The organism is Phaeobacter sp. JH204B, from assembly GCF_048055755.1.
Classification (GTDB): domain Bacteria; phylum Pseudomonadota; class Alphaproteobacteria; order Rhodobacterales; family Rhodobacteraceae; genus Phaeobacter; species Phaeobacter bryozoorum.
In genome coordinates this window covers 18,630-38,623 of sequence record NZ_JAYMXF010000002.1, presented here as the reverse complement: position 1 = coordinate 38,623, position 19,994 = coordinate 18,630, and the positions used below count along the sequence as shown (strand labels likewise).

The 19,994-nt window shown below is 62.3% G+C and carries 16 protein-coding genes and 2 tRNA genes; 8 read left to right on the top strand and 10 right to left on the bottom strand.

From position 1 onward, the window contains the following. Positions 1-197 precede the first annotated feature (197 nt). The 4 genes from VXL81_RS00180 (at position 198) to VXL81_RS00165 (ending at position 5,330) form a co-directional block, all read left to right on the top strand. The gene (locus VXL81_RS00180) at positions 198-1,757 is read left to right on the top strand and encodes a trimethylamine methyltransferase family protein (protein WP_416534791.1); all 1,560 of its coding nucleotides are present in this window, start codon (positions 198-200) and stop codon (positions 1,755-1,757) included. 93 nt (positions 1,758-1,850) lie between these two features. After that, positions 1,851-3,638 carry a DUF4153 domain-containing protein gene (locus VXL81_RS00175; RefSeq protein ID WP_416552402.1) on the top strand — a complete coding sequence of 596 codons (1,788 nt, stop codon included), beginning with the start codon at positions 1,851-1,853 and terminating at the stop codon, positions 3,636-3,638. Between the two features lie 94 nt (positions 3,639-3,732). Further along, positions 3,733-4,320 (top strand): heme NO-binding domain-containing protein, encoded by a 588-nt coding sequence (locus VXL81_RS00170; RefSeq protein ID WP_416534793.1) that lies wholly within the window; start codon positions 3,733-3,735, stop codon positions 4,318-4,320. Continuing rightward, on the top strand, positions 4,320-5,330 hold the full coding sequence (locus VXL81_RS00165) for a diguanylate cyclase domain-containing protein (protein ID WP_340546291.1): 1,011 nt from the start codon (positions 4,320-4,322) through the stop codon (positions 5,328-5,330). The genes VXL81_RS00170 and VXL81_RS00165 overlap by 1 nt, the downstream gene beginning before the upstream one ends. A gap of 292 nt (positions 5,331-5,622) precedes the next feature. On the opposite strand, the gene VXL81_RS00160 is transcribed toward VXL81_RS00165, so the two are convergent. The 6 genes from VXL81_RS00160 to VXL81_RS00135 all read right to left on the bottom strand — a co-directional run bounded on the left by VXL81_RS00160 (position 5,623) and on the right by VXL81_RS00135 (position 10,975). After that, positions 5,623-5,697: transfer RNA gene (locus tag VXL81_RS00160), tRNA-Glu, on the bottom strand. A gap of 272 nt (positions 5,698-5,969) precedes the next feature. Beyond that, positions 5,970-6,044 (bottom strand) — tRNA-Glu (locus VXL81_RS00155). Positions 6,045-6,178: 134 nt separating this feature from the next. Then, positions 6,179-7,921 (bottom strand): single-stranded-DNA-specific exonuclease RecJ, encoded by a 1,743-nt coding sequence (gene recJ / locus VXL81_RS00150; RefSeq protein WP_416552400.1) that lies wholly within the window; start codon positions 7,919-7,921, stop codon positions 6,179-6,181. Between the two features lie 142 nt (positions 7,922-8,063). Next, the gene (gene glpX, locus VXL81_RS00145; protein ID WP_340544950.1) at positions 8,064-9,047 is read right to left on the bottom strand and encodes a class II fructose-bisphosphatase; all 984 of its coding nucleotides are present in this window, start codon (positions 9,045-9,047) and stop codon (positions 8,064-8,066) included. Between the two features lie 133 nt (positions 9,048-9,180). Continuing rightward, entirely contained in the window at positions 9,181-10,467 is a 1,287-nt protein-coding gene (locus VXL81_RS00140; RefSeq protein WP_340544952.1) for a homoserine dehydrogenase, read from the bottom strand. A gap of 178 nt (positions 10,468-10,645) precedes the next feature. After that, positions 10,646-10,975 carry a hypothetical protein gene (locus VXL81_RS00135; RefSeq protein WP_416552398.1) on the bottom strand — a complete coding sequence of 110 codons (330 nt, stop codon included), beginning with the start codon at positions 10,973-10,975 and terminating at the stop codon, positions 10,646-10,648. A gap of 97 nt (positions 10,976-11,072) precedes the next feature. Between VXL81_RS00135 and VXL81_RS00130 the strand changes: the two genes are divergently transcribed. Continuing rightward, complete coding sequence (locus VXL81_RS00130) at positions 11,073-11,690, top strand: TetR/AcrR family transcriptional regulator (RefSeq protein WP_340544955.1); 618 nt, start codon at positions 11,073-11,075, stop codon at positions 11,688-11,690. Positions 11,691-11,752: 62 nt separating this feature from the next. Here the strand turns inward: VXL81_RS00130 and VXL81_RS00125 are convergent, their stop codons facing one another. Then, positions 11,753-12,664: a pirin family protein gene (locus VXL81_RS00125; protein ID WP_340544957.1), complete on the bottom strand. Its 912-nt coding sequence runs from the start codon at positions 12,662-12,664 to the stop codon at positions 11,753-11,755. Between the two features lie 236 nt (positions 12,665-12,900). Here VXL81_RS00125 and VXL81_RS00120 point away from each other — a divergent pair, with 236 nt between their 5' ends. Next, on the top strand, positions 12,901-13,416 hold the full coding sequence (locus VXL81_RS00120) for a hypothetical protein (protein WP_340544958.1): 516 nt from the start codon (positions 12,901-12,903) through the stop codon (positions 13,414-13,416). Between the two features lie 90 nt (positions 13,417-13,506). On the opposite strand, the gene VXL81_RS00115 is transcribed toward VXL81_RS00120, so the two are convergent. Genes VXL81_RS00115 through VXL81_RS00105 form a run of 3 tightly spaced genes read right to left on the bottom strand, consistent with a single transcriptional unit; the run spans position 13,507 to position 16,349 of the window. Continuing rightward, on the bottom strand, positions 13,507-14,106 hold the full coding sequence (locus VXL81_RS00115; RefSeq protein ID WP_416544086.1) for a TadE/TadG family type IV pilus assembly protein: 600 nt from the start codon (positions 14,104-14,106) through the stop codon (positions 13,507-13,509). Between the two features lie 3 nt (positions 14,107-14,109). Continuing rightward, positions 14,110-14,670 carry a TadE/TadG family type IV pilus assembly protein gene (locus VXL81_RS00110; protein ID WP_416540471.1) on the bottom strand — a complete coding sequence of 187 codons (561 nt, stop codon included), beginning with the start codon at positions 14,668-14,670 and terminating at the stop codon, positions 14,110-14,112. Further along, positions 14,667-16,349: a pilus assembly protein TadG-related protein gene (locus tag VXL81_RS00105; protein ID WP_340544962.1), complete on the bottom strand. Its 1,683-nt coding sequence runs from the start codon at positions 16,347-16,349 to the stop codon at positions 14,667-14,669. Before VXL81_RS00105 ends, VXL81_RS00110 begins: the two co-directional genes overlap by 4 nt. Before the next feature lie 359 nt (positions 16,350-16,708). Here VXL81_RS00105 and VXL81_RS00100 point away from each other — a divergent pair, with 359 nt between their 5' ends. Both VXL81_RS00100 and VXL81_RS00095 read left to right on the top strand, forming a co-directional pair. After that, a complete protein-coding gene (locus VXL81_RS00100) occupies positions 16,709-18,139 on the top strand; it encodes a Glu/Leu/Phe/Val family dehydrogenase (RefSeq protein WP_340544963.1) in 1,431 nt (476 codons plus the stop codon). 528 nt (positions 18,140-18,667) lie between these two features. Next, the gene (locus VXL81_RS00095) at positions 18,668-19,921 is read left to right on the top strand and encodes a sarcosine oxidase subunit beta family protein (RefSeq protein ID WP_416552396.1); all 1,254 of its coding nucleotides are present in this window, start codon (positions 18,668-18,670) and stop codon (positions 19,919-19,921) included. The last annotated feature ends 73 nt before the right edge of the window (positions 19,922-19,994 follow it).

Below are 19,994 nucleotides of genomic sequence, written 5' to 3'. Positions count from 1 at the left end.
GGTCAGGGTTTGACGGACTGGACACATATGCCCAGAAATATGTGTTCTGAGACGGTTTGGCGCTGAAAAGCGACAAAACCTGTCGGGAACAGGCATTCCTGCCCGGTGTGAACAGGGCCTGCTGAGAGACATGAGCCGGCGGTCGGGCGCATCTCAATGTGTCTGCTGCGGCTGGATGACAGCAGGGGAGGGCCGCCATGACATCCGAGACCAGATCCAGACGGCGCGGTGGTGGGCGCGCGGGGGCAGCTGCCCGGCGCGGCGATGCGGTGATCGAACAGATGCCCTGGTCGATTCCGCGCAACATCGACCGCCCGGTGGAACCGCTGGGGCCTGAGGGGGTTGCGGCGATCCATGATGGCGCGATGCGGATCCTGGAAGAGATCGGCATCGTGTTCCTCAACGATGAGGCGCTTGCGATCTTCAGGGAAGCGGGTTGCAAGGTGGTCGGCGACCGCGTGCATCTGGATCGTGAGTTCGTGATGGAGATGATCGCCAAGGCACCGTCTGAGTTCACCATCACCCCGCGCAACCCGAACCATAGCCTGCCGGTGGGCGGCAATCACCTGCTGTTCGGCAATGTCTCCTCGCCACCGAACTACTGGGACATGTCGCTCAATGCGAAGGTGGCTGGCACCCGCGAGCAGTGCCAGAACCTGCTGAAGCTGACCCAGTATTTCAACTGCATTCATTTTGCCGGTGGCTACCCGGTGGAACCCGTGGATATCCATGCCTCGGTGCGGCATCTGGACGTGGTTTATGACAAGCTGACGCTGACCGACAAGGCGATGCACGCCTATTCGCTGGGCAAGGAGCGGGTCGAGGATGTGATGGAGATGGTGCGCATCGCCGCAGGGCTTACTCATGAGGAGTTCGAGGCCCGTCCGCATATGTATACCAACATCAACTCCACCTCGCCGCTGAAACATGACCAGCCGATGATCGACGGCTGTCTGCGGCTGGCGCGCCGTGGTCAGGCGATTGTCGTGACGCCCTTTACCCTGGCGGGGGCGATGGCGCCGGTGACCATGGCCGGTGCAGTTGCGCAATCCATCGCGGAGGCGCTGTCGGCCATTGCCCTGTTTCAATATGTGCGCCCGGGGACGCCCTGCGTGATCGGCACCTTTACCTCCAATGTGGATATGAAGTCCGGCGCCCCGGCCTTTGGGACGCCGGAATATATGCGCTCGACCCAGATGACCGGGCAGATGGCGCGCTACTATGGGCTGCCGATGCGATCCTCCGGTGTCTGCGCGGCGAATGTGCCTGATGGGCAGGCGATGTGGGAGACCTCCAATTCGCTCTGGGCGGCGGTGCAGTCCGGCACCAATATGGTCTATCACGCGGCGGGCTGGCTGGAAGGCGGGCTGATCGCCAGCCCCGAGAAGTTCATCATGGATTGCGAAATTCTCCAGCAGATACAGCGCTATATGCAGCCTGAGATCATTGGGACCGGCCCTGAGGATATCGCGTTGGACGCCATTCGCGAGGTCGGGAACGACGGCCATTTCTTTGGCATCCAGCACACGCAGGACCGCTACAGCACCGCGTTTTACCAGCCCTATCTGAGCGACTGGCGCAATTACGAGGCCTGGGAGGCGGCAGGCGCCATCTGGACCCCGCAGCGCGCCCATAACCTGTTCAAGGAGATCATCGCCCGGTTTGAGGCTCCACCGCTGGATCCCGCTCTGCGCGAGGAGCTGGCGGAGTTTGTCGCGCGGCGAAAATCCGAGGGAGGTGCCCCCACGGACTTCTAATCCCGGTTGAGGGGAAGTTTCGCCTGTTCGGACCTCTGCCATTAATTGATGCGATTGTATAAATCAGGACGGTCTAACGAGAGAATCGCAACCATGACTGATCCGGATACCGCGACCTTGCTACGGGCCCGCTTGCCGATGGTGGCGTTGGGGGCTGGCAGCGGGTTTGCCTTCTGGCTGCTGGCGCGGTCCTGGGATCAGACGGTCCTGCCGGAGGCCGGGTTCCTGGCGGTATTTGCCTTTCTCTCCAGCTTTTGCGGTGCGGCGCTTGCGATGATTGGCCCGGTATCGCTGGCGCGGGCGCTGCGGGGGGCGCTGTGGATCGCGCTGCCGATCACGGGTCTGATGCTGCTGGCGGGAACGCGGTACGAGGTCGCAACAGGTCTCTTTGACAACGAAGTTCTGGTCCTGGTGGCCGTGGTGCTGGTGGCGATCGCCTGCCCCTTTGTTCTGTTGCGGATGTCGCAGCCGGGGCGCTGGATGCGTTTTGCTGATCTGTCGTCGGCCAGCTGGGGGATGCTGTTCCGCCTGTCCTGTGGCGCCGGGTTTGTTCTGGTGTTCTGGATCCTGGGATTCCTGTCCCATGCGCTTCTTGATCTGGTGAACATCACCCTGCTGGAGGATATCGCCGAGATCGACTGGCTGGCGCTGATGCTGAGCGGCGCTGTCTTTGGGCTGGGGCTGGCGGTGGTGCAGGATCTGGGTGGCAGCGGTGCGCCTCAGCTGCTGTTCCGGCTGCTCAGCCTGCTGTTGATCCCGGTGGCGCTGGTGGTCGGCCTGTTCCTGGCCGCTATCCCTGTGCAGGGGCTGTCCAGCGCCTTTGGCCAGCTGTCGTCGGCGGGAACCCTGATGGCGATGGCTCTTGTGATGATGATGCTGGTCTGCGTGGCGCTGACCTGGCAACAGCACCCGAGCGGGGTCAACGGGGCTGCCGCGCGCCTGCTGGCGGGTGCGCTGATGCTGGTGACCGGGCTTGCCGTATGGGCGGTGCTGATGCGCGTGCGGCAATATGGCTGGACCCCGGATCGGGTCTATGCGCTGTGGTTCGCGGCGGTCTTGCTGCTGCATGGGCTGGCCTATGCCGGCTGTGCCGTCTTTGGCGGGTCAGCGTGGCCCGGTCGGCTGCGCCGGGCGGCTGTTGGCCTTGCGCTGGTGACCGCGGCCGCCTTGGCCCTGATCCTGACACCGGTTGTGGATGCCGGGCGCATTGCCGCCAAGAGCCAGGTGGCGCGGGTGCTGGCGGGCGAGGCCGATGCGGCGGAATTGCCCCTGTGGCAGATGGCGCATCGGTGGGGGACGGCCGGGCGCGACGGGCTGGAGCAGCTGGCGGACTATGCCGAGGCCTCGGGCAACACGGATCTGACGACCCGGCTGCAAGAGGCGCGCAGTGCCGCGACCTATTGGGAACTGGCGGCGGATGTGCAGGATGTCACCGATGATCTGCGCCGGAACCTGCTGGAGGTGATGCCGGTGCAGCCAGCCGGAGCGGTGCCGACTCCTGAGGATTTCAGGGGGCTGAGGCGTTATCAGCTGGTCCGCTGGATCCGGGGCTGCAAACAGCTGTTGCCGGATGGCGCCGCCGGATGTGTGCTGGTTCGCGGGCCACTCGGGGTGAGTGCTGATGCGGCCGACGATCAGGCGCTGCTGTTGTTCAGAGAGGGCCGCAACGGTGCCCAGCTTGAGAGTCTGGCCCTGCGGTTTGGCCCGGATGGGGCCGAGATGCTGGGCAGCGTTCTGCTTGGAGAGGCGGCCCGGACAGAGCAGACCATAGCGCAGGTCGAGGCCCTGCTGGCGGCGGCGCAGGCGGGTCGTTTCGAAATCTCGCCCGCGCGGCAAAATACGTTGAAATTGGGCGATTTGGAGGTTCTGATAACCCCCTGATCGACGGTTGAGGGAAAACCGTAGCAATTTTAATTGTTGGCCCTTTATTAACCAGGCTGGGCCAAAAGTAGAGACATGTAGCAAGGGGCCAGTGATGCACGGTCTGATCAACAGGGCATTCCAGGCGTTTGTCAGCACCACCTTCGGAACGGAGAGCTGGCAGGCGATTATGGATTCGGCAGAGCTCGGCTTCAGCGAGTTCGAAGCCATGCTCACCTACACGGATGAACAATCCCAGACCATGCTGCGCACCGCCGAAGAGCTACTGAGGCGTCCGCTGCCTGAAATGCTTGAGGATATGGGCACGTTTCTGGTGTCGAACCCGCAGTTGGAGTCGCTGCGCAGATTGCTGCGGTTTGGCGGGGTTAACTATGTGGAATTCCTGCATTCTCTGGACGATCTGCCGGATCGTGCGCGGCTTGCGGTATCGGATCTGAACCTGCCCGGACTGGAACTGATCGAACAGGCGCCGGGGCAATTCGAACTGCATTGCCAGCCGGGTCTGCCGGGCTATGCCCATGTTTTGATGGGCGTGCTTCGGGCGATGGCGGATGACTACGGCGATCTGGTCTTCCTTGACCACTCCGGCACGCAGGACAATGCCGAGGTGATATCGATCACATTGGTCGAAACCGAATTTGCCGAAGGCCGGGCCTTCGATCTTGGGGCCCATTCTCTATGATGCTGAGCATGCAGGAAATCTCCTCCATCGCCAATGAAATCTGCCCGATGCATGTGGTCATTAACCATGAGGGTCGGATTACCGGGGTCGGACCGACGCTGCGAAAGCTGCGCCCGGACACCGAATGGCTGGGCAGCAGGTTCTTTCGGATCTTTGATCTGGCGCGGCCGCGCCGGGTGCGCTCGACCGAGGATCTGATGAAGACGGCAGGGGCCAAACTGCACCTGAATTTCCGCGATGCGCCGCAGACCGGCCTGAAGGGGGTTCTGGCACCGTTTCCAGAGGGGAAGGGTGGGTTCATCAACCTGTCTTTTGGTATTTCCGTGCTTGAGGCCGTGCGTGATTATGACCTGACCAGCGCCGATTTCTCCCCCACCGATCTGACCATCGAGATGCTCTATCTGGTTGAGGCCAAATCGGCCGCGATGGAGGCGTCACGCCAGCTGAATCTGCGCCTGCAGGGGGCAAAAATCGCCGCCGAGGAACAGGCCTTCACTGATACGCTGACCGGGGTCAAGAACCGCCGCGCGATGGATCATATCCTCAACCGGCTGATTGCCTCGGGCCGGGATTTCTCGTTGATGCATGTGGATCTGGATTTCTTCAAAGAGGTCAACGACACGCTTGGTCACGCCGCCGGCGATACCGTGCTACAGCGGGTGGCAAAGCTTATGGTGCAATGTACCCGCCAGAACGACACCGTTGCCCGGGTCGGCGGGGATGAGTTTGTTCTGATCTTCGAGGGGCTTATTGACCGGATCCAATTATCGGGCATCGCGCGCCGTCTGATCGCCAGCATTGAAGAGCCGATCCCTTTTGGCGACAAGACCTGCAAGATCTCGGCAAGCGCAGGCACCGCGCTTTCTACGATGTTTTCTGCCGGGCTGGATGCCGCGACGCTGCTCAATCAGGCCGATGTGGCGCTCTATGCGGCGAAAAACGCCGGGCGCGCGCGCCATTTCTTTTACCAGCCGGGTATGGAAGACAAAGACACCGTCAAGCCGATTTAAGCGGCTGTTCCGCGGCGGCGCGACCTGCGCGCGGCCTTCAGGCGTCTGATGCTCCCTGCGGCCTGATTTCGCGACCGGCGAGTTGGACCTGTCTCATCGGCAGACGTCGCTGGAGGCGCATCGGAGGCTGTTTTTCAGATGGATTTGCCAGATCACCCGTTGCGCAGGGGCTCAGCATCTGCCGGGAAAACGGGTGATATATTCGAGACCCGGATACCCTTTGAACCCACCAACAGGGCCAATCGGATCTCAAGCGTGTAGGCAACTCGAAGCAAAATCTGTGGAGATACAGTGGCAGCCCGTAGGGGAATCGAACCCCTCTTTCCAGGTTGAAAACCTGGCGTCCTAACCGATAGACGAACGGGCCACTTGGTCTGTGAGGGGGTGTTTACTGAGTACGCTGCCCCGGTGCAAGAGGGATTTTCACAAGAAGACCAGTTTTTTTCCAAATCGTAAAAAACTCTGCAAGCTTCTGAAAAACCTCAGAATATAATCAGAGCTTTTCGGATTTATTCGAACGGGCCGTTTGCCGGTGTTGCAAGGGAACATGACGGCGGGAGACCCGCAGGCAGGCCACGCAGACGCGCAAAAGGCAACAGGGGCGTCACGATCAGCAGGGATATGCAAGGGGAGGAAAAGTGGCAGCCCGTAGGGGAATCGAACCCCTCTTTCCAGGTTGAAAACCTGGCGTCCTAACCGATAGACGAACGGGCCACTTGGTGTGAGCGGGTGTTTAGTGGCTCAGGCCGGAAGCCGCAAGCCAAAAAACACCGGCATCGCGATTTATTTTATCCCCGCCAAAAACTGGAGATTGTTGTGCTCTCCCTGGCTCTGCTGGCGGCGCGCGGTCAGGCCTCTGCCGCATCCTCCAGTCGCAGCTGCACCGACTGTCGGCCGCCCCAGGTGTTGATTTCAAGGCGCCCGGCAAAATGGAACCGCGCGCCGCCGTGGTCCAGCAGGCGCTGGCCCAATGGGGTGTCAAAGGCACCAAAGCAGATGGCGTCAATCCCGCTGCTCAGCCCGTCGCTGAGCGAGAGTTTCAGATGGCTTTCACCAACCCGTTTGGCAAAGCGTACCTGCAGATCGGGGAACCCGTAGCGCGGAGCCGGTGCGCCCGCGCCGAAGGGGCCCGCCTGTTCAATCTGTTCGATCAGCGATACCGTGGCGGCGCCCGGCATCAGCATTCCGTCGAGCTTCAGGTCGCTTGGCCCCAGATCACCGGCACCTTGCTTCGCCAGCAGCTCGCTCAGCCGTGCCATGGCGGGCTCCAGCTGGTCGCGCGCGACAGTCAGACCAGCGGCCATCTTGTGACCGCCGCCCTTGATCAGCAGCCCTTCGGCGGCGACCCGCTGGATCGAGGCGCCAAGGTCGATGCCGCTGACAGAGCGGCCCGACCCCTTGCCCTCGTCGCCGTCAAGGCCGATGACAATGGCGGGGCGACCTGCGGCCTCTTTCAGGCGCGAGGCGACAATGCCGACAACGCCTGGATGCCAGCCCTCGCCTGCGGCCCAGACCAGCGGTGCATCCAGTCCGCGCGCCTCAGCCTGTTCCAGCGCCGCGGCGCGAACGGCGTTTTCAATATCACGACGCTCGGTGTTCAGCTCATCCAGCCGGGCCGCGATTGCCTCGGCCTCGGCAGGATTCGTGGTCGCCAGCAGGCGCGCGCCCAGATCGGCCTTGCCGATGCGGCCACCTGCATTGACCCGAGGCCCAAGCAGGAAGCCGAGGTGATAGGTCGAAGGGGCCGAATCCATCCGCGAGACATCGGCCAGCGCCACCAGGCCGGGGCGCTGGCGGGCGGCCATCACCTTCAACCCCTGACGGACCAGCGCCCGGTTGGCCTCGATCAGCGGCGCCACGTCCGCAACGGTGGCCAGCGCCACCAGATCCAGCAGCGCCATCAGGTCCGGCCCGGTGCCAAGTCCCTTGTTGCGCATCTGGCGGCGCAGCTCGACCAGCATCAGGAACACCACACCCGCGGCGCAGAAATAGCCCAGATCGCCGTCCTCATCCTGACGGTTGGGGTTCACCACCGCCACGCAGTCGGGAAGGGTTTCACCGCCCAGATGGTGGTCCAGAACCACCACATCGGCGCCTTTGGCGGCGGCAATCGGGCCGTGAGACAGCGTGCCGCAATCGACGCAGACGATCAGATCGTGATCCCGCGCCAGGGCGGCCATCGCCTCGTCATTGGGGCCATAGCCTTCGTCGATGCGGTCCGGGACATAGAGCGTGGCGCTCAGGCCGACCTGGTTCAGCCAGACCAGAAGCAGTGCGGCAGAAGACCCGCCATCCACATCATAATCGGCAAAGACCGCAATCCGCTCGCGCCGCTCCACCGCCTGCAGAAACCGGGCGGCGGCCTTTTCCATATCTTTCATCCGGCGCGGGTCCGGCAGCAGCTCCTTCAGCTGCGGGGTCAGAAAGCCGCTGGCCTCATGCGCCGGGACGCCGCGCCGGGCCAGCACCTGACAGACGGCCGGGGGCAGGGTGGTCTGCTGTTCCATCATTTCGGCGGCGCGGGCGGTGTCCACGTCGGGACCGATCCAGCGACGACCGGTGAGCGAGGTCTCAACTCCCAGAAAGTTCATATCTGCGCCCCTTTCCTGCGTGCCCGCCCCTAGTCCGATACCGGGCTGACCATGGCAAAGGCCGGATCTGCGCGGACCCGGCCTTTCACCTTTCTTCAAATACTCAAATCCCGACCGGTGCTGCAAGCCGCACGGTCAGAGCTTACTGATGCGCGCTCAGCGGAGTGCGATAGCTCATCCGGCGGACCGAGCCTGTCTTGGATCGCATCAGCAAGGTGGTGGTCTCAACCCAGCCCGGCTGGCGCTTGATCGACGGCAGCAGCGAACCGCCGGTGACGCCGGTCGCGGCAAAGATCACATCGCTGGTCACCATTTCATCACGGCTGTAGACCCGGTCCAGATCGGTGATGCCAGCCTTGGCGGCGCGGGCTTTCTCATCGTCGTTGCGGAACAGAAGACGGCCAAAGATCTGCCCGCCCATACATTTCAGCGCAGCGGCGGCCAGCACGCCCTCAGGCGCGCCACCCTGGCCCATATACATGTCGATGCCGGTGATCTCGCTTTCGGCGCAATGCATGACGCCCGCAACGTCGCCATCGGTGATCAGGCGGATCGAGGCCCCGGTTTCGCGGACCTCGGCGATCATGGCCTCATGACGCGGCCGTTCCAGAATGCAGACGGTGATGTCGCCGGGCGCGCAGTTCTTGGCCTTGGCGAGGGCTTCGACCCGTTCACGCGGGCTCATGTCGAGGGAGACGACATTCTCGGGCAGGCCCGGGCCGACAGCCAGCTTGTCCATATAGGTGTCAGGTGCGTGTAGCATGGAGCCGCGCGGTCCCATGGCAATGACGGTCAGCGCATTGGGCATGTCCTTGGCGGTCAACGTGGTGCCTTCCAGCGGGTCCAGAGCGATATCGACGCCGGGGCCGTTGCCGGTGCCGACTTCCTCGCCGATATAAAGCATCGGCGCCTCGTCACGCTCGCCTTCGCCGATGACCACGACACCTGCGATGTCCAGCAGGTTCAGCTGCTCGCGCATGGCGTTGACGGCGGCCTGATCGGCGGCTTTCTCATCGCCGCGACCGATCAGCGGTGCCGAGGCCAGAGCGGCCTGTTCGGCCACACGGGCCAGGCCGAGCGACAGCAGGCGGTCGTTGAATGCGGCGTCGTTGGTGTCAGAAGTCATAGCCAATGTCCTATCTCAATCCCGGGTCGGTGCCGTCGCATACCCTGCATCTGGCAGCGCGGGCAAGGGCAGTTGGCGGTAACAGCGCGCTGCAATCGGCGCCGCTACCGGTGTTTTTCTGCGTTTGGGCCTGTCAGACCTCTTCAATCCGCAGGGCAACGGGTTCGCTTGCCACCACATCGGTCTTGGCGAGGTCTTCCAGCGCGGTCTGCAGGGTGCTGGAGGTGCATTTGTGGGTGACGATCAGCACAGGAGCGGTCGGTTCGGTATGGCCGTATTGGCGCATCCGGTCGATCGAGATGCCGGCATTGCCGAGGGCCGCCGCCACCTTGGCCAGCGCGCCGGGTTTGTCCAGCAGCGCCAGGCGCAGGTAATGCGGTGCGGCCAGGCTCGTGCGGGCGGCGGGGGCATCCTCCAGCGAGGTGGCAGGCTGACCAAAGGTGGCCAGACGAGTGCCACGGGCCAGATCGCAGATATCGCCCAGGACCGCGCTGGCGGTTGGGCCCTCGCCGGCGCCGGGGCCGCGCAGAACGATCTGTTCAACCGCGTCACCTTCGATCACGACCATATTGGTGCCGCCTTCCAGCTGGCCAAGCGGTGAATCCGCCGGCACCAGACAGGGTGTCATGCGCTGTTCCAACCCACGCCCGGTGCGCTGTGCAACGCCGAGAAGCTTGATGCGGTAGCCCATGTCGGCGGCGTGGCGGATATCATCCAGGCTGATGCGCTGGATGCCTTCCAGCTGCACGTCGTCGAAGGCGGGCTTGGTGCCAAAGGCGATGGCCGAAAGGATCGCAAGCTTGTGCCCGGCATCAATGCCGCCCACATCAAGGTTCGGATCGGCCTCAAGATAGCCCAGGCGGCCGCATTCCTCGAACAGGGCATTGTAGCCCTGACCGGTGGCTTCCATCTGGGTCAGGATGTAGTTGCAGGTGCCGTTCATCACGCCCATGACGCGGGTGATCTGATTACCGGCCAGACCTTCGGTCAGGGATTTGATCACCGGAATGCCACCGGCCACAGCGGCCTCGAAACGGATCACGCGGCCTGCGGCCTCGGCCTGTTCGGCCAAAGCCTGACCGTGGATCGCCAGGAGCGCCTTATTGGCGGTGACCACATCCTTGCCCGCAGCCAACGCGGCCTCGGTGGCGGCTTTTGCGGCGCCTTCATGGCCGCCCATCAGCTCGACAAAGACATCCACATCGTCGCGGGTTGCCAGCGCCACGGGATCGGTTTCCCAGGCGTAGTCGCCGAGCGGGACGCCGCGATCCTTGCTTGCGTCGCGCGCCGAAACCGCGGTGATCTCGATGCGGCGTCCGGTGCGGGCCTCCAGCATGGCCGCCTGCCGACGGACGATCTTGACCACGCCGGTGCCAACCGTGCCCAAACCTGCGATACCAAGGCGAAGCGGCTCTGTCATAGCTGGGGATCCTTTAATTCCGAAAGACGTCTCCCCGCCTTAGCGGGTTCGGCGCAGCGGTGCAACGGCAGCGGCGGCTCCGGGCGGACAATTCCGAAGAGCGGGTTTTGGTGGCAGCAATGCAGTCGCAGGATCCACGCGCAGGGGTATCTCGACCGGCGTCCAAGGCAGGTGTCGCCTAGGGCTGGGCTGCGCGCAGCGCATCGGCGCGGGCCTGAAGGCGGGCAGCGCGGGCCTCCAGCGTCTGCTGGAGCGCTTTGCTCTCCTCGGCGGGGGGCGTCTCGGGGGTCAAGGCCTGCTCCAGCGGAACAAGGGCCGGATAATCGGCACCGCGCAGGTCTGGGGTCAGCCGGTCTTCCAGCTCCGGCACCCGCGCGCAGCCGCAGAGCAGCACGGCCGCGGTCAGCAAGGTCAGGCGCATGGTGGTCCCGTGGCTGATCCATGCCGCCCGCTCGTCATCAGTTGCGGGCATCTGCGGCCGGTTCTCGGGCTCTGCGGTCAACTGCATCAAAACCATCCTTGTTCGCTGTTCCCTTGATGCACATATTGGTGAAAAGGCACAAGCGGGGCTTTTATCTGAACATCTGTTCAGATATTGTTGAGGCATGGCACGTACCCAAGGTTCACATTCCGATATCACAGGCCCACGCATCCGTGCCGCCGCCCTGCAGCTGTTTGCCCAGCATGGGTATGCGGCTGTTTCAATGCGCCAGATCGCATCAGAGGTCGGGGTGCAGGCGGGGGCGCTCTATAACTATACACCAGACAAGCAGAGCCTGCTGTTCAGCCTGATGGAAGGTCACATGACCGAGCTGTTGCAGGCCTGGCAGGATCAGCGCAGCCCCGATCAGGCGGTTACAACCGGCAGCGCCGAGGACCATGTGGTGGCGCGGCTTGAGGCCTTTACCCGGTTTCACATTCGCTTTCACCTGGAACGGCCCGATGCGGTGTTCATCGCCTATATGGAGCTGAGAAACCTGTCAGAGGACAATTTCGCAGCCATCGAATCCCTGCGCCGCGAATATGAAAATACACTGGAGACCATCTTGAAGGATGGCGTGCGGTTGGGGGTGTTTCACATCCCCGATACCAAGATCGCGACGCTGGCGGTGATTGCGATGCTGAACGGTGTGATGACCTGGTATCGCAGCGGTGGACGTCTGTCGCTGGATGAGGTCGAGGCGATTTACTGGGATATGGTGCAGAAATCCGTGCGCGCCTGACAGCCCGACAGCGGGCGCGGCGCTGTTGACGCCGCACCCGCCGGGGCGGTGATGTTTGAGGTCTAATGCGCCGGACGGATAAAGCTGCCGTTGCGCAGATCCCTGAAGGCCTGCCGCAGCTCTTCCTGGGTGTTCATCACGATCGGGCCGTGCCAGGCCACGGGTTCCTCGATCGGCGCGCCTGAGATCAGCAGGAAGCGTAGGCCATCGGGGCCTGCCTGCACGGTAATTTCCTCGCCGCTGCCAAAACGCACCAATGTGCGATCCCCTGACATGTCGCGGATATGCAGCTCTTCGCCTGCGACCTCTTTTTCCAGCAGGACCCCCTGTGGCGGGGCGGCATCGACAAAAGCGCCCTGACCGGCAAAGACATAGGCAAAGGCCCGTCGATAGGTGTCGATGGAGAAGGTCTTTTTCACGCCGGGAGGCACCGAGACATCCAGATACTGCGGGTCGGCGGCAATTCCGTCCACCGGGCCGCGCTTGCCCCAGAATTCGCCCACGATGACCTTTACGCGGGTGCCGTCATCGTCGATGACCTCGGGAATGTCCTTGGCGGTGATGTCCTGATAGCGCGGCGCCGTCATCTTCTGGCTGGCGGGAAGATTGCCCCAGAGCTGGAAGCCGTGCATCTGACCCTTTGCGTTGCCCTTTGGCATTTCCTGATGCAGGATGCCTGACCCTGCGGTCATCCACTGCACGTCACCTGCGCCCAGGACACCGTTGTTGCCGAGTGAGTCGCCGTGCTGAACGGTGCCGTCCAGAACATAGGTGATGGTCTCGATCCCGCGGTGCGGATGCCAGGGAAACCCCGCTTCGAAATCCGCAGGGTGGTCATTGCGGAAGTCGTCAAACAGCAGGAACGGGTCCAGTTCACTGGGGTCGTGGAAGCCGAAAGCGCGATGCAGTTTGACGCCTGCGCCCTCCAGCGCCGGAGTGGCGGGGCGGGTCTCTAGGATAGGGCGGATCGACATAGCGGGTCTCCGGTTGCTGATTGCTCCGTCATAAATAGGCCTGTGCGAGTGTGTCGAAAAGCCCTTCCGGTTAACGGCTGATGTGCGGGAGCGCACAGCCGCAGTCGGTACGGCCCCTGGTGCAGCGGTGCCGCGACAACAGGGGGGCTATGCGGTCAGACGCAATCAGGGTACATCCGCCCGGACCAACCCCGTGATGCAGGCGGGGTGCGACGAACAGGCTGAGGGAGCAGGTGATGGGCGAGATGACTGGATCGGGCGAGATGAGCGATGAGATTTTGGCAACCGTCAATGCCTCGGCACCGCGACGGCTGCTGGCGACAGTGATGCTGGTCGTGGTGGGGGCGCTGGTGATCTATGTTGCACTGGCCACGCCGCCTGCCGCGCATTGGCTGGTGTTCCTGCTGGCCATCGGCGGTTTCTGCCTGTGGCTGGCGATGCGTCTGTGGCAGGCGACAGCGTTGCGGATCGAGCTGACAGAACAGGTGCTGCGCAGCTCTGACGGGGCCGTGATCGCCGAGGTCGCAGATGTCGTCGCGGTGGACCGCGGCGTATTTGCGTTCAAGCCGTCAAACGGGTTTCTGATCCGCACCGCCTCAAAGGGCGACCGCAGCTGGCGGCCCGGGCTTTGGTGGCGGCTTGGACATCGCATTGGCATTGGGGGTGTGACGCCGGGGGCGCAGAGCAAATCCATGGCCGAGATCCTCGCCATCATGATTGCACGGCGTGAGGCGGGACAACCACAGGTCTGAGACCGAATTTATTCGACGAACATAGTAAGGTGCCACCGTTACCGGAGGCGCCTTTGTTTTTCGATCCACTCTTGGGTGGTCCGTAGGGTGTCAGTCTGTTGACGGTGTGCTGTCGTCATGGCCGCCGCCGCTGCCATCCTGACCTTCGAATTTTACCTGTGGTGCAAAGCGGGGTCGGGTGAAGACGAAATTCTCGATGTCCATGGCTGGCAGGCCGATGTTGAACGCAGGGTCGATGTCGTTGCGGGTTTCCACCAGAATGACCCGCTCCTGATCGGGCATGTTTGGCAGGTTGGCTTTTACCTGCTGGATCGTGGCGTCCTGCCATTCCGCGAACTGTCCGCCGCGCACCTTGGACCAGTCAACGTAGTAGCGGTTGTCCGTCTCGTCCCAGCGGATCACCGAAATCCGCAGGGAGATCGACGAATCCACGCGGATCAGCAGCTTGGCCAGCTCGTGCATACTGTCGATATAGTCCTCGTTGAGCGTGGAGGTCTCCCGCGAGATGAGGTCCGAGATCGTATAGGCGGCCTTGAGGTTCACACCTTCCTGCCGGAAAGCATCGAAATAGGTGTAGATCGCCGCAAAGACACCGAGCAGCAGCGGCATGTAAAAGGCGAATTCCACCGAGACGGAACCGTCGGTCTCTCGCTTGTAGCGGCGAAACAGGGCGCGGATATTGGTCAACATGGCTTACCGAGGCTCCTGAACAAAGGCGGAGGTCGCATAGAGGCGGATCCGGCCGTCGGCGTCATTGTCCATGTCATCGGCCAGGCCCCAGTGGGGAAAGACCGGCTTGAACGCCATGCAGGCGCGGATGAACATCAGCTCGTTTGACGCCCCTGTCACGAAGGTTCGGACCGGCTGCACGTCCTCGACCCGGTTGATGCAATCGGGCTCGGGATCGACGGGCATCCAGGCGTAGGGGTCGACCTGGACCATTTCCAGCCTGAGCGACGTGCCGCAGTCGCGAATAAACCCGGACCGGCTACAGACCTCATCGCGGATTTCATTGTGCTGTTTGGGCACGCCGGTCGACAGGCGCAGGCCGCGCACGGTCTGATCCAGCGCCCGCTCCAGCATCGACTGCTGGATGGTGATCATGCCCAGTTCCACCGTATTCATCAGCAGGAACAGAAAGGCCGGGATCACGATGGCAAATTCAACCGTGGCATTGCCGTCTTCGCGATCGCGAAACAGGCGCAGCGCCCGGCGCAGCCGATGGAGGCCCTTATGCGGGAGGTGACAGGTCATTGGGTCAGCCTCAGCTGGCGGATCGACGTGGCGATCGAGGCAAAAGCGTCGTTGATCTCCAGCCCGTTGACGTCAAAGTGATGGGCATCCGAGCTGGCACAGTCCTTCAGCACCGCAGTGCCGCCGCTGGGCGCTTCAAAGCCGATGGTATAGACCACGATGCCCTGATTCTTGGCAGCGGTGCAGATGGCGCTGGTGCGGGCGTTTTTGACGCTGGTGTTCCAGTAGTCATAGACACCGTAGTACCAGACGCTGCGCGCCGAGGACTGCCCCATCCAGTCGCCATAGAGGTTGGAATAGAGATACTTCAGCGACGTGTCGGCAAAGAGATCCGCGTAGCTCAGCCGTTGCACATTGGCAGGCTCGCCCTGTTCGTCCTGCCACCAGCAGCTATAGCTGTCGCATTTGCGGTAGCTGCCCTGACCATAGGCGTGGTCTTCCCAGCGGTTGAGGCGATCCCACCAGTATTTGTCGCGCTGCGGGTCATAGAGCGAATAGCGCGGATTGGATCCGGTCGCCGCCGAATTGTACCAGACGTCGGATGGCCCCTCACGGTGATCCTGCTCCACATAATACTGCGCAGTGTTCTGACCGTCGGTCATCAGGACGATGACCTTGACGGTTTCACTGTCGTTGAAATTCGCAGGCCGGTTGGCAAAGGTTGCCGGAACCATAGAAGCGCCCCCCGAGGCCAGCGCGCTGATGGCCGGGCGGGCGGAGGGATCGAGCAGGGCGGTCCCCCATTTCATACCGACGTCAATCGACGTATTGCCTCTTGCGTAGAGGTTGTCGATGAAGGTTTTCAGTGTGTTTGCATCTTTCTGGAGCGGCAGCGTCTCGCGGTCTGCGCGATCTTCGCAGACGGGGCTTGCGACGAGGTCCGAGCTGCGACGGTAATCACCGCTGGACCATGGGCTGAAGTGCATTGTGCGCTGCAGCTCGATCCCGGTCGACAGGGCGGTGCTCTGGAAATGGGCGCCGGTGAAATTCACACAGTTGGAGTATTCGTGTTCATCGGTCGTTGTGTATTGGTCCATCAAATCCGCCGGGAGGCTGACCTGAGTGGCGTAGGGGATGATCGAGATCGACATCTTGTTGTCGATGGTATTGGCGACCATCGTGTCGATGAAGTCTTTGGCCGCAACCTTGAGGTTGGTCAGGCGACTGTTGGAGTTCATCGAGCCGGAGACATCCAGCACCAGTGAAATCTCCAGCCCGTCAATGCTCTCTTCTGCGCGCGAGGTCGCGTAGAGAGGCATGTCCTGACCGCTGGAGAATTTCAGCATATGGGTTTCAAATGTGGTGTCGATGGTGCTCTGCACCTTTTTGAAACCGATCCCGGTTTCGGCCACCGGTGGGGTGTAATATTTGTTCAGCCCGGCCTTGTTGAGATAATCCTGAACAACCACTGCAGGCGGCAGTGGCTGATCGAGGTCAGCTGCTGCCAGAACCGCACGGTCGAGCGTATATTGCAGGATAGTCCGGTCGCGCTCCATGCGCATCAGATCGACGCCGATCCCGCCGACGGCCAGCATCGACAGCAGAAATCCCACCATGGGTTTCAGCAGCACGCCCGATTCATCCGCGCGGAACGCCCGCAGCCGCGCATCGCCACGGACACAGGCGGTCAGGCAGGCCTTGCGGGCTGCGATGGATATCTTGTCAAAACGCGTAGTCATAAGTCGAACCCCCAGCCGCTTAACCCCCCGGCACAGCGCCATCAGAAATGGAATTTCACACTTATTAATGCTTTATGAAGGTGGCGGAATTGGGGCGTATACCGGACCAAATCGCGCGAATTGTCGTCAATTCCAGGCCCAATGAGGTCTCGGCGCGCCGGTTGTTCGGGCGCTGCGAACAAATCGACGGTAGCTGCGAGCAAGAGGCGACTCAGTCAAATGCCCACTGTTTTCAAATTGCCTAAAAATAAATCTTTTTGCATGGGAATGGTCAAAAAGGTCGCACCTTCTTAATCCAAGAGTCATAGTGTCCGAACACTATCTCACTGAGTCGACGCAGAAGCACGGAGTACAGCCTGATGAGCAGTGCAACAGAACCCAGTTTTCGCCAGAGTGTGGACCTGATGTTCAACAGGGCAGTTGCCCTGATGGACCTGCCACCAGGCCTGGAAGAGAAAATCAGGGTTTGCAACGCGACCTATACGGTGCGTTTTGGCGTTCGCCTGCGTGGAGGCATCCAGACCTTCACCGGCTATCGCTCGGTTCATTCCGAACATATGGAACCCGTCAAAGGCGGTATCCGCTATTCGATGGGCGTGAACCAGGATGAGGTTGAGGCGCTGGCGGCGCTGATGACCTATAAATGTGCGCTGGTCGAAGCGCCGTTTGGCGGCTCGAAGGGCGGGCTCTGCATTGATCCGCGCCAGTATGAAGAACATGAGCTTGAACTCATCACCCGCCGTTTTGCCTATGAGCTGGCCAAGCGCGACCTGATCAACCCGTCGCAGAACGTTCCGGCCCCTGATATGGGCACCGGCGAACGCGAGATGGCCTGGATCGCCGACCAATATGCGCGGATGAACACCACCGACATCAACGCCAAGGCCTGTGTTACCGGCAAGCCGCTGAATGCCGGCGGGATTGCCGGCCGTGTGGAGGCCACCGGCCGTGGCGTGCAATACGCTCTGCGCGAGTTTTTCCGCAACCCCGAGGACGTGGCTGCGGCCGGTCTCGAAGGGAAGCTGGACGGCAAGCGGGTCATCGTTCAGGGTCTGGGCAACGTGGGCTACCACGCGGCAAAGTTCCTGATGTCCGAAGACGGTGCCAAAATCACCGCAGTGATCGAACGCGATGGCGGTCTGGTCGATGAAAACGGTCTGGACATCGAAGCGGTGTCCCATTGGATTGCCAACCATGGCGGCGTCACCGGTTACCCGGATGCCCGCTACGTCGAAAACGGCGCGGTTCTGCTGGAGGAGGCCTGTGACATCCTGATTCCGGCGGCGCTGGAAGGGGTGATCAACCTCTCCAACGCGGCAAACGTGAAAGCGAATCTGATCATCGAGGCGGCCAACGGTCCAATCACAGCGGGCGCTGACGAGATCCTGCGCAAGAAGGGCGTGGTGATCATTCCCGACATGTATGCCAACGCGGGTGGTGTGACGGTTTCCTACTTCGAGTGGGTGAAGAACCTCAGCCATATCCGTTTTGGCCGGATGCAGCGCCGTCAGGAAGAGGCACGCCATCAGCTGGTCGTGGATGAGCTGGAAGCGCTGTCGGAAAGCCTGGGCAAGACCTGGACGCTGGATCCGAAGTTCAAGGAACGCTACCTGCGGGGCGCCGATGAGCTGGAGCTGGTGCGGTCGGGGCTCGATGACACTATGCGCACGGCTTATCAGTCCATGCGCGAGGTCTGGCATGGCCGCGACGATGTCACCGATCTGCGCACCGCCGCTTATCTGGTGTCCATCGACAAGGTCGCCAAGAGCTACCGCGCCAAGGGGCTTTGATCGTCACGCGAAGGACCCGAACCGGATCGGGGCCCCGCAAACACACCGGGCGCTGACGCGGTTTTGCGCCCGACCTACAGGAAACCTCGCCAGCTTGGCGGGGTTTCTTGCGTTTTGGATGTCCGCTGCGACGCGTTGGAATGCCGCCGATGCCCTTAGGAAACCCCGATAAAGCAGTAGCGCTGCGATCAAGGCGGCCCGCTGGCCAGGCCCGAGGCGCGATCCGGCAACGCTGGCTTCTTTGCTCTGGACACATGTGTATTGAATGTGCTGCTGATAGCGGGCGGTGTCGTTTGCAAGGGCGGATCAGGGCAGGTGCAGCACCGGTCGGCACGGGTGTCCCGGCCAGGGCTGGAACCGGGAACAGGGCGCGGGCCAATCGGTGCATCAGGGCTGGTATCGGGATGCGGAACGCGCCAGACTGTCGCCCATGAGGGCGCGGCGGCTGGCATGAGATCACCGCGGGTGCAGGTGGCCTGGCCTGCGGACGACCGGGGGATCAACCGGGATACAAAGGGGGGAGCGGGGATGCGATTTTCTGGCTGGCGTGTGCTGCGCGAAGGGCTGACAGGCAACCGGTGCTGGCAGGCCCATTGGCGCGACCCGGATCCCAAACCCGAATATGATGCGGTGATCATCGGCGGCGGTGGTCACGGGCTGGCCACGGCCTATTACCTGGCCAAGGACCACGGGATGCGCAATATCGCCGTGCTGGAGCGCGGTTATATCGGCGGTGGCAATGTCGGACGGAACACCACCATCGTGCGGGCGAATTACTATCTGCCCGGCAATTCGGAGTTCTATTCCCATTCGTTGAAGCTCTGGGAGGGGCTGGAGCAGGATCTGAACTACAATGCGATGATGTCGCAGCGGGGGATCCTGAACGTGTTCCACAATGACGCGCAGGGCGACAGCGCGGTGCGGCGGGCGAATGCGATCATCAATCAGGGCGATGATGCCGAGATCCTGTCCCGTGACCAGCTGCGCCAAATGGTGCCGCTGCTGAACTATGACAATAACCGGTTTCCCATCCAGGGGGCGCTGTTGCAGCGGCGGGCGGGCACGGCGCGCCATGATGCGGTCGCCTGGGGCTTTGCGCGGGGGGCGGATCAGCGCGGTGTCGATATCCTGCAGAATTGCGAGGTCACCGGCATTCGGACCGAGGGCGGCAAGGTCATCGGGGTGGAAACCCCCCGTGGTCTGATCCGCGCGGGCAAGGTTGCGATGGCCGCCGCCGGGCGCTCCAGCCAGGTGGCGGCCATGGCGGGGCTGACCCTGCCGATCGAGAGCCATGTGCTCCAGGCCTTTGTCTCCGAAGGGCTGAAGCCGATTATCGACCACGTCATCACCTTTGCGGAGGGGCATCTCTATATCAGCCAGTCCGACAAGGGGGGGCTGGTGTTTGGCAGCCATCTCGACCTCTATGCCTCTTATGCGGCGCGGGGCAATCTGCCGATGGTGGAACACACGATGGAGGCCTGCATGGCGATGCTGCCGGCCATCGGCAAGGCGCGGCTGCTGCGCAGCTGGGGCGGCATCATGGATATGACGCCGGACGGATCGCCGATCATTGATCGCACGCCGATTGAGGGTCTCTATCTCAATGCGGGCTGGTGTTATGGCGGCTTCAAGGCAACCCCTGCCTCGGGGCAGTGTTATGCGCATCTGATCGCCACGGATCGCCCGCATCAGGCGGCGGCAGCGTTCCGGCTGGACCGGTTTGAGACCGGTCGAGGCCTGATGGATGAGGAGGCGACCGGTGCGCAGCATAACCTGCATTGACCATCGCGTGGTCCGCGCCGGCGTCGTGGCTGGCGTGACGGCGTATTTGAGTATTTCTGGAAAGGTGAAAGGG

Excerpts from the sequence above, each read along its gene's own strand:
- VXL81_RS00180 (WP_416534791.1), top strand. The coding sequence starts at position 198 with ATGACATCCGAGACCAGATCCAGACGGCGCGGTGGTGGGCGCGCGGGG.
- VXL81_RS00175 (WP_416552402.1), top strand. The coding sequence starts at position 1,851 with ATGACTGATCCGGATACCGCGACCTTGCTACGGGCCCGCTTGCCGATG.
- VXL81_RS00170 (WP_416534793.1), top strand. The coding sequence starts at position 3,733 with ATGCACGGTCTGATCAACAGGGCATTCCAGGCGTTTGTCAGCACCACC.
- VXL81_RS00165 (WP_340546291.1), top strand. The coding sequence starts at position 4,320 with ATGCTGAGCATGCAGGAAATCTCCTCCATCGCCAATGAAATCTGCCCG.
- recJ (WP_416552400.1), bottom strand. The coding sequence starts at position 7,921 with ATGAACTTTCTGGGAGTTGAGACCTCGCTCACCGGTCGTCGCTGGATC.
- glpX (WP_340544950.1), bottom strand. The coding sequence starts at position 9,047 with ATGACTTCTGACACCAACGACGCCGCATTCAACGACCGCCTGCTGTCG.
- VXL81_RS00140 (WP_340544952.1), bottom strand. The coding sequence starts at position 10,467 with ATGACAGAGCCGCTTCGCCTTGGTATCGCAGGTTTGGGCACGGTTGGC.
- VXL81_RS00135 (WP_416552398.1), bottom strand. The coding sequence starts at position 10,975 with ATGCAGTTGACCGCAGAGCCCGAGAACCGGCCGCAGATGCCCGCAACT.
- VXL81_RS00130 (WP_340544955.1), top strand. The coding sequence starts at position 11,073 with ATGGCACGTACCCAAGGTTCACATTCCGATATCACAGGCCCACGCATC.
- VXL81_RS00125 (WP_340544957.1), bottom strand. The coding sequence starts at position 12,664 with ATGTCGATCCGCCCTATCCTAGAGACCCGCCCCGCCACTCCGGCGCTG.
- VXL81_RS00120 (WP_340544958.1), top strand. The coding sequence starts at position 12,901 with ATGGGCGAGATGACTGGATCGGGCGAGATGAGCGATGAGATTTTGGCA.
- VXL81_RS00115 (WP_416544086.1), bottom strand. The coding sequence starts at position 14,106 with ATGTTGACCAATATCCGCGCCCTGTTTCGCCGCTACAAGCGAGAGACC.
- VXL81_RS00110 (WP_416540471.1), bottom strand. The coding sequence starts at position 14,670 with ATGACCTGTCACCTCCCGCATAAGGGCCTCCATCGGCTGCGCCGGGCG.
- VXL81_RS00105 (WP_340544962.1), bottom strand. The coding sequence starts at position 16,349 with ATGACTACGCGTTTTGACAAGATATCCATCGCAGCCCGCAAGGCCTGC.
- VXL81_RS00100 (WP_340544963.1), top strand. The coding sequence starts at position 16,709 with ATGAGCAGTGCAACAGAACCCAGTTTTCGCCAGAGTGTGGACCTGATG.
- VXL81_RS00095 (WP_416552396.1), top strand. The coding sequence starts at position 18,668 with ATGCGATTTTCTGGCTGGCGTGTGCTGCGCGAAGGGCTGACAGGCAAC.